General features: G+C 43.6%; 6 protein-coding genes. 3 read left to right on the top strand and 3 right to left on the bottom strand.

Going from position 1 to position 6,110, the window contains the following annotated elements; genetic code table 11:
* Positions 1–149 precede the first annotated feature (149 nt).
* Positions 150–884, bottom strand: coding sequence for a hypothetical protein (locus Q4501_RS18410; RefSeq protein WP_303597725.1), 735 nt, complete (start codon positions 882–884; stop codon positions 150–152).
* A 114-nt stretch (positions 885–998) separates the two neighbouring features.
* On the opposite strand from Q4501_RS18410, the gene Q4501_RS18405 reads away from it, so the two are divergent.
* Together Q4501_RS18405 and Q4501_RS18400 are read left to right on the top strand one after the other, a co-directional pair.
* On the top strand, positions 999–1,796 hold the full coding sequence (locus Q4501_RS18405) for an HNH endonuclease (RefSeq protein WP_303597724.1): 798 nt from the start codon (positions 999–1,001) through the stop codon (positions 1,794–1,796).
* Positions 1,797–1,798: 2 nt separating this feature from the next.
* Positions 1,799–2,629: a hypothetical protein gene (locus Q4501_RS18400; RefSeq protein ID WP_303597723.1), complete on the top strand. Its 831-nt coding sequence runs from the start codon at positions 1,799–1,801 to the stop codon at positions 2,627–2,629.
* A gap of 110 nt (positions 2,630–2,739) precedes the next feature.
* Here Q4501_RS18400 and Q4501_RS18395 read toward each other — a convergent pair whose 3' ends face one another.
* Positions 2,740–2,976 (bottom strand): hypothetical protein, encoded by a 237-nt coding sequence (locus Q4501_RS18395; protein WP_303597722.1) that lies wholly within the window; start codon positions 2,974–2,976, stop codon positions 2,740–2,742.
* Between the two features lie 145 nt (positions 2,977–3,121).
* Here Q4501_RS18395 and Q4501_RS18390 point away from each other — a divergent pair, with 145 nt between their 5' ends.
* The gene (locus Q4501_RS18390; RefSeq protein WP_303597721.1) at positions 3,122–3,820 is read left to right on the top strand and encodes an SOS response-associated peptidase; all 699 of its coding nucleotides are present in this window, start codon (positions 3,122–3,124) and stop codon (positions 3,818–3,820) included.
* Between the two features lie 214 nt (positions 3,821–4,034).
* Here Q4501_RS18390 and Q4501_RS18385 read toward each other — a convergent pair whose 3' ends face one another.
* Positions 4,035–5,840, bottom strand: a complete 1,806-nt coding sequence (locus Q4501_RS18385; RefSeq protein WP_303597720.1) for an NACHT domain-containing NTPase — start codon at positions 5,838–5,840, stop codon at positions 4,035–4,037.
* Between the last annotated feature and the right edge of the window lie 270 nt (positions 5,841–6,110).

Below are 6,110 nucleotides of genomic sequence, written 5' to 3'. Positions count from 1 at the left end.
TTGGTGGAGACGGCGGGAATTGAACCCGATGCCGCAGCTTTTCGAAGCACCACACAAACCCACAATTACCAATAAAACAGCGAGTTGCTAGAAACAGGTTACACACGTAACCACACTACATCACAAAGCCGTGGACACTTTGTTGACACCTAACTGGTTTCGAGTGAAGCAACGATTGCTGGCTCAATTTCATTTCTGAAGTCTGTTCTAAGGCTATCTAACCAATCGTCAAAGCTCATTGGTTCTAAGACATAGATGTTGGGGAAGCGAAGATTTGTAAGCTCCTTCAAAATGCGGACTAATATCGGGTGAGTTGCCGCGAAAAGCTTTATGGCCAGGTTAAAGTCTGGAAGTTGGGGCGCTGGATTGTTAGGAAGACCGCTATGAGCAATTCTGGAGATCCGAATGTGCTGCATGTCGCGCCAGTATGCGAAATAGGTTTCTTCCCTGATACCTGTCGCTTCCCATAGTTCTTGAATGAACCCTGAATTCTCGCCAAAAACTCTCTTCCAATGGTATTCCTCGCTGTTTGCACCAAAGCCTTTGCTCCACTCCATGACAGCAATAGCATAGGCATTGAATTTTGCCTGCATCCAAATGCTGTTAGGAGCTTCTTTATTCTGGAGTATCTCTCCAATTTCTCTGGCAAAAATGACTGATCTACTGCAGCTTAAGCAACAATTCCAAAACTGATGGATCGATTCAGGATCCATATTGTTAAGGTCATATCGTGTACGAGTAGTTTTCCCCGCGGCGGAAGGTGGAAGGTCGTCTTGCGGCGACCAGTCGTTTGAATACCAAGGTGTGCAGGACCTAACCCACATCTTACCGATGTCGTCCGGTAAGTCTTTTGTTTCTCCGGTATGTATATTGATAACCTGCACCTAGCCTCCCCGATATGGCATGGTTAGAAGTCTTACAAAGACCAGCTTAGCTAAGTTCTCGCGCACTGTTAGTCTTATAGGTACGATTTACTCAAATCAAGCGGAGTTGACTAGGTGACCACTGGCTTTGCAGTAATTACCGAAAACGACGAATCGAAATGGGATGACGAGACTGGTGTCCAGTACCACTATCCTAAGATGTACCAAAAGTACCTGGAGCCAGGCACTAAAGTCCTTTATTACAAGGGTCGAATCAAAGATAAGAGGTTCGAAGCTGAACGGCTTTCCAACGAACCTCACTACTTTGCGGTGGCAGAGATTTCAACTATTGAACCGGTTGATGGGGAGCATAGTCGCGATTTGATAGCCTATATTACTGGCTACCGCGAGTTTTCGGAGGCAGTCCCTCATAAAGTCGATGGCAAGCCTTTAGAAGAGATTCCCGAGACACAGAAATCTAATTATTGGCGCCGTAGTGTGAGAGACATCTCTCAAGCTGTTTTCGAACAGATCCTGGGCAGAGCTACCAGTCTTCCCTTAACCCCGGATAGTGGTCGCAATAGGGGCCAGGCTCGCCTTACTTCCACCAGCATCGAAGGTAAGAAAAAGGTCGTCTATAGCACGGTTTATGAGAGAGACAGTAATCTAAGGGCGCAAGCCATCGAGATTCACGGGTTGACCTGCAAAGCCTGTGGTTTCAATTTCGAAGAGACGTACGGCGCTTATGGGAAAGGCTTGATACACATTCATCACATCAGGCCGCTTTTTGAGGCAGGTGAACCCCAATGCGTAAACCCGGAGACCGACCTGGTACCACTGTGTGCAAATTGCCACACAATAGTTCACCGTAGAAGAAATCGCACCCTCACAGTGGAAGAAGTTAAGGGCCTTATTCAGGGAAAGGAAATCTGAAAATGCAGGACATATTGGAATTCTTTTCGGAAACGGCTTTCCCCATTTTCGAGCAGAACGGAGTTGTATTCTCGGCCTTAGTCGCCGCGATCGCTTTCGCCTTTAAGACGAGGCTAGAGGTCAAACAGTCGGTTAGGCACGCATTGTTCCTCGTGATGCAGGTTAGAATTTCTCTCTCTTCTTACTCTGAGGATATAAAAGGTAGCGTATCGGAAACCGTAGAATCTGTGATGGGTGATCTAGGAGGGTTAGGAGTACCAGTGGATGAGGAAGCGCTTGAGGTGAACAAATCGCAAGCTGAGCAGTATGGATTAGCCCTGGAGGAACGTTTTTTTGCTTTGGATGGAATGAGTTTTTCGGATTCCATCAGAAATGCTACCAGGGAGTTGTCTAGACGCGATCCATTCATGGCGAACAAGATCACCTTCATTAGTAAGCTGCCGTCCGTGCTTGAGTCTCAGAAGGAGTATCTTTCAAGTATTGAGAAGGTTAGTGCAGAATTATCTGATAAATCGTTGCCGCCTCATGTCGTCGAGAATACCAGGACGGTGTGTAAACGTTTTATCAAAGAAAAAAATGCCAAAGTTATCGAGGAGCTAATTTCCGAAGTTGATTCCACACTGCGAGAATTGGCGAGAAAGAGCAGCTGGTATCATTGGTGGAAAATCAATCGCCTCATAGCGAGGTGGGATTCCGAATCCCCTGATGATTTTATGCAATCGGAGCCAGGTGATCTTGAAGAAGTGCTCCATAAGATTGCAGGCGAGATTCAGATTTTGAACATGCAGCACGAGGAAGCCGCGGCAAGCTCGGCTGAAGCTGGCCAGGCTTAGTGTGTAAGCAAATGCTTACGCAGTTTTAGGAAATGTAGCACAATGTAGCACCTTGACGGCGTTACACATATTCTGAGCTGTTTGGTCAGGACGATCCAGTTCGTTGACACCTAGTCGTCACTATCCCCTGGACCTTTCCAGTTGGGTAAGCTCCGATATTTATCCGCCAGTGATTTAGAGCCTCCTGATACCTGGGGGTACGGCTTTTTCACACTTTTTAAGCTTTGCATCCAACCACGTTCGTATGCGTTGAACTTTTCAGAACCGCGCGGGTATGGGTTGGCATAGCGCCCTTTCTGGCTGAAGTAATCGTCTTTGCCTTGACGGATTACGTCTTCATGAGTCATTCAGCGAGGCCTCCGTTTTTCGTCTTCAACACCTCTTGGTGAGTTGAAATAATTCCAGCCATGACCTTACCTATAAAAGTGCTGCGATAAGTTATCGAACCACTACGTATCATAATAGTTGATTGTTAGCTGAAAGGTGTAAGTCATGTGCGGCCGCTACAACGTAATCGACGACCCACTAGTCCAGGATCTACTCGAAATCCTGGGCATCCCCATTCGCGCCCAAACCCGCCTCAACATAGCACCAGGTGCAAAAGGCCAGATCGTCTACGAAACCAACCAGGGCAGAACTCTGCAAGATGCCATCTGGTCACTACTCATAGAACGCAAACCAGACGGTACCGGCTACCGCCCTTCACCAAAATACAGTACCTTCAATGCCCGATCGGGTAGCCTCGGAACCAGTCCACTCTGGAAAAAACGGTTTCACTCCCAGCGGGCCATCATACCGGCCAGTGGTTTCCATGAATGGACTGGAGAGAAAGGGCATAAGCAGTGCTACAACATCCACCCTGTTGACAGTGCTATCGCCTTTGCGGGTCTCTACGAGCTTTGGGACTTTCAGGGTGATGTTGTACCGTCTTTCACCATCATCACCTTGCCACCACACCCCAGATTCAGCCATGTCCATCCCAAGAGCATTCCTTTGATGCTCCAACCGGAAGACTTTGATATGTGGCTGGATCCAAGCCTGACGAATACAGACCCTTTCCAGCACCTGCTGAAAACCCACATCAGTGAACCGTTGTCAGTAGAGCCGATAAAGTCACCAGGGAACCTGGAGACTGTAGAGGAGGGTGAAAGGATCGAAGCGGACCAAGTATGGCAAGGAAATATCGTGTAAACATTTGCTCACACGATTTTAAGACATGTCCTCTAAAAGCAACCACTAGGAACGGTAAACTGGCCCTGAGCTGTTCGGTCAGGACGACCGGAGCTCACCGCCGGCACGGGTGGATGCCAGGCAAGCGCGACACCTGCATAGTGGTGCGACTTCAGGGAGTGTTCTGGTTAATCTGTACTGTAATAGCTCTGACATGATCTTTCTCTTGGTGTTTTTAAAAATCCAGCAAGTCAGTTTGGCTTTCTTGTCTTTTTATTTCTTCGTGACATTCTTTAAGTTGCTTATTTAAGAACTTTATATAGTTTTCAAACGCTGAGATAAGTAGTTCTTCTCTTTCAATTATAGTAAATATTTCTTCGAGTGGGATTGCTAGTTTTTCTTCTGACGAGTTTTCAGATATCAATCTATCTTTTGTATAATTTTTTACTATTCTCGCTTGTGCGTAGATATTTTCATCCACAACAAATTTTCTAAGCACTTTAGAGAATAGATTCGCTATAAAATTTTCAAGATTATCTTTATAGAATTTTTCTATGTTTCCCGTTTCCATCCATGATATGGAGTTTACTTTTTCTCCAAATTCTATTTCCACTTCGAAACGCTTTAAGAATTTTTTTCTTCCTTGAATACCGTTGTATTCTTTTATATAGGCTTCAAGTTCTGGAGAGAGAAAATACTTGAAGCATCTATATTTATCAATCGATTTTAAGAAGAATAATTCTTGGGGCCAAGACGAATAGTGTGATCTTGCATTTAAGTAGAATTTAGTGGCAGCTTCTTCTGGGAGAGCTTTTATGAATCGGGAAGAGAAATACTCTTGAACACTTTTATGAATAAAGTGATATTGGAAGCCTTCTTGAATGAGTAGGCATGTGATCTTTGTTATATCTTCTAGGAAATCTTCTGAGTCGAAGGCTAGACCAGAGGAATCACTTGATTTTTCGCCGTAAAGTAGAGCTTCGCTTCTAGTTAAGGTTGTTTTGTCGTCTTTTCGGGTTAAAAAACAAAATACTGAGAAGGCTCTCTCTAGTTTCTCTTCTGATAAATTTGATCTTTTGTCTCTTTTGAAGCCGGGCTTAGATGAGTCATGACGTGTATAGAGTATTTGGAAAAGTTTATCGTAGAAGTCTGTGAAACTAGATGGTATTGTTTGTTCAGCATTAAAAACAATTGTTAGTAAAGTTAAAAGAAGAGGGGTTCTTATGAGCATTCGTATATCGGATGGACTCTCCGTGAGTGCAGTATAAATTATTTCAGCCTGGTGATCATCGCTACATATTTTTCTGAGAAAAGGTAAGTGATCAAAAGGTTCGAGCTGTGCTATTTTTACTACTCTGAAAAGCTCTGAGTTTTGGACTCCACTGTCAGGTCGGGATGTGACAATTATCTGAGTCTCAGGAAATATCTCTGCTATATCTTCAATTTGAGAGAGGATTTTGGTGACGTTGTCTTTTGAGATCTCATCAAACCCATCAAGCAGTAACGATACTTTTCCCGATTTAAGTAGAGATTGTAATATTTCATCATCTATGTGGAATCCAAGACCTTTTAATCTTAACTCTATTTGGGTTAATAATAATTTTGATTCATCTATTTTTCTTAGTTCAATGAATATTGGTATTCGCTTGCTTAGCCGAAGTTCATTCGACGCAATGTAGCGTAGTAGAATAGATTTTCCCTGTCCTGCCATTCCTTCCACAATAAAGTTTTTTTGTTCGGAAATGTCTTTTATAAATGTTGGTTCAACTAGACCTTTTTTGTCTTTGATCTTTACTTTCGAAGGGTGGTAAAAATTCCTTAGATTTATCTCTTTTTCGTACTGCCAGATAGTTTTTACTTCCTCTACTTTCTTTAAATTAGAGTAAAGTTGGTCTGCGGCCTTTCTATTTGCCTGTTTTATTTTTTTCTTATCGTATGTCTCTTTTCCGATACTATAAATATCTGAAAGAATCTGAGTTATAGCTAATATGCCCGACGCATCGGTAATGAGTGAATCGTTTGCAGAAGATTTATCATCCATTTTTCACGCCCTTTTCTAAAAAACGATCTTCCATGTTGAATTTATAAATTCCATTTTTAAGTCAGCAACTTTCAGTAATAGAAGCTTTTTGCTGAGAGGGAAAAGCTTTATTCTCTTCAAAGTGAATCAACTTGGTTTTGACCTTCTAGTGCCTGAAACCGCCACCACACCCTACGACGGTCAGCCCTCTTGTTCTTGTTGTTCCCCTCGTCGGTTTCCATGCCAGGAATTTGCGATTATCGCAGCCAGGCAGAAACCTATCCTGTTTTC

The sequence above is a fragment of the Marinobacter sp. 2_MG-2023 genome (genome assembly GCF_030546935.1).
Lineage (GTDB): Bacteria > Pseudomonadota > Gammaproteobacteria > Pseudomonadales > Oleiphilaceae > Marinobacter.
This window is presented reverse-complemented; position numbering and strand designations above follow the sequence as displayed.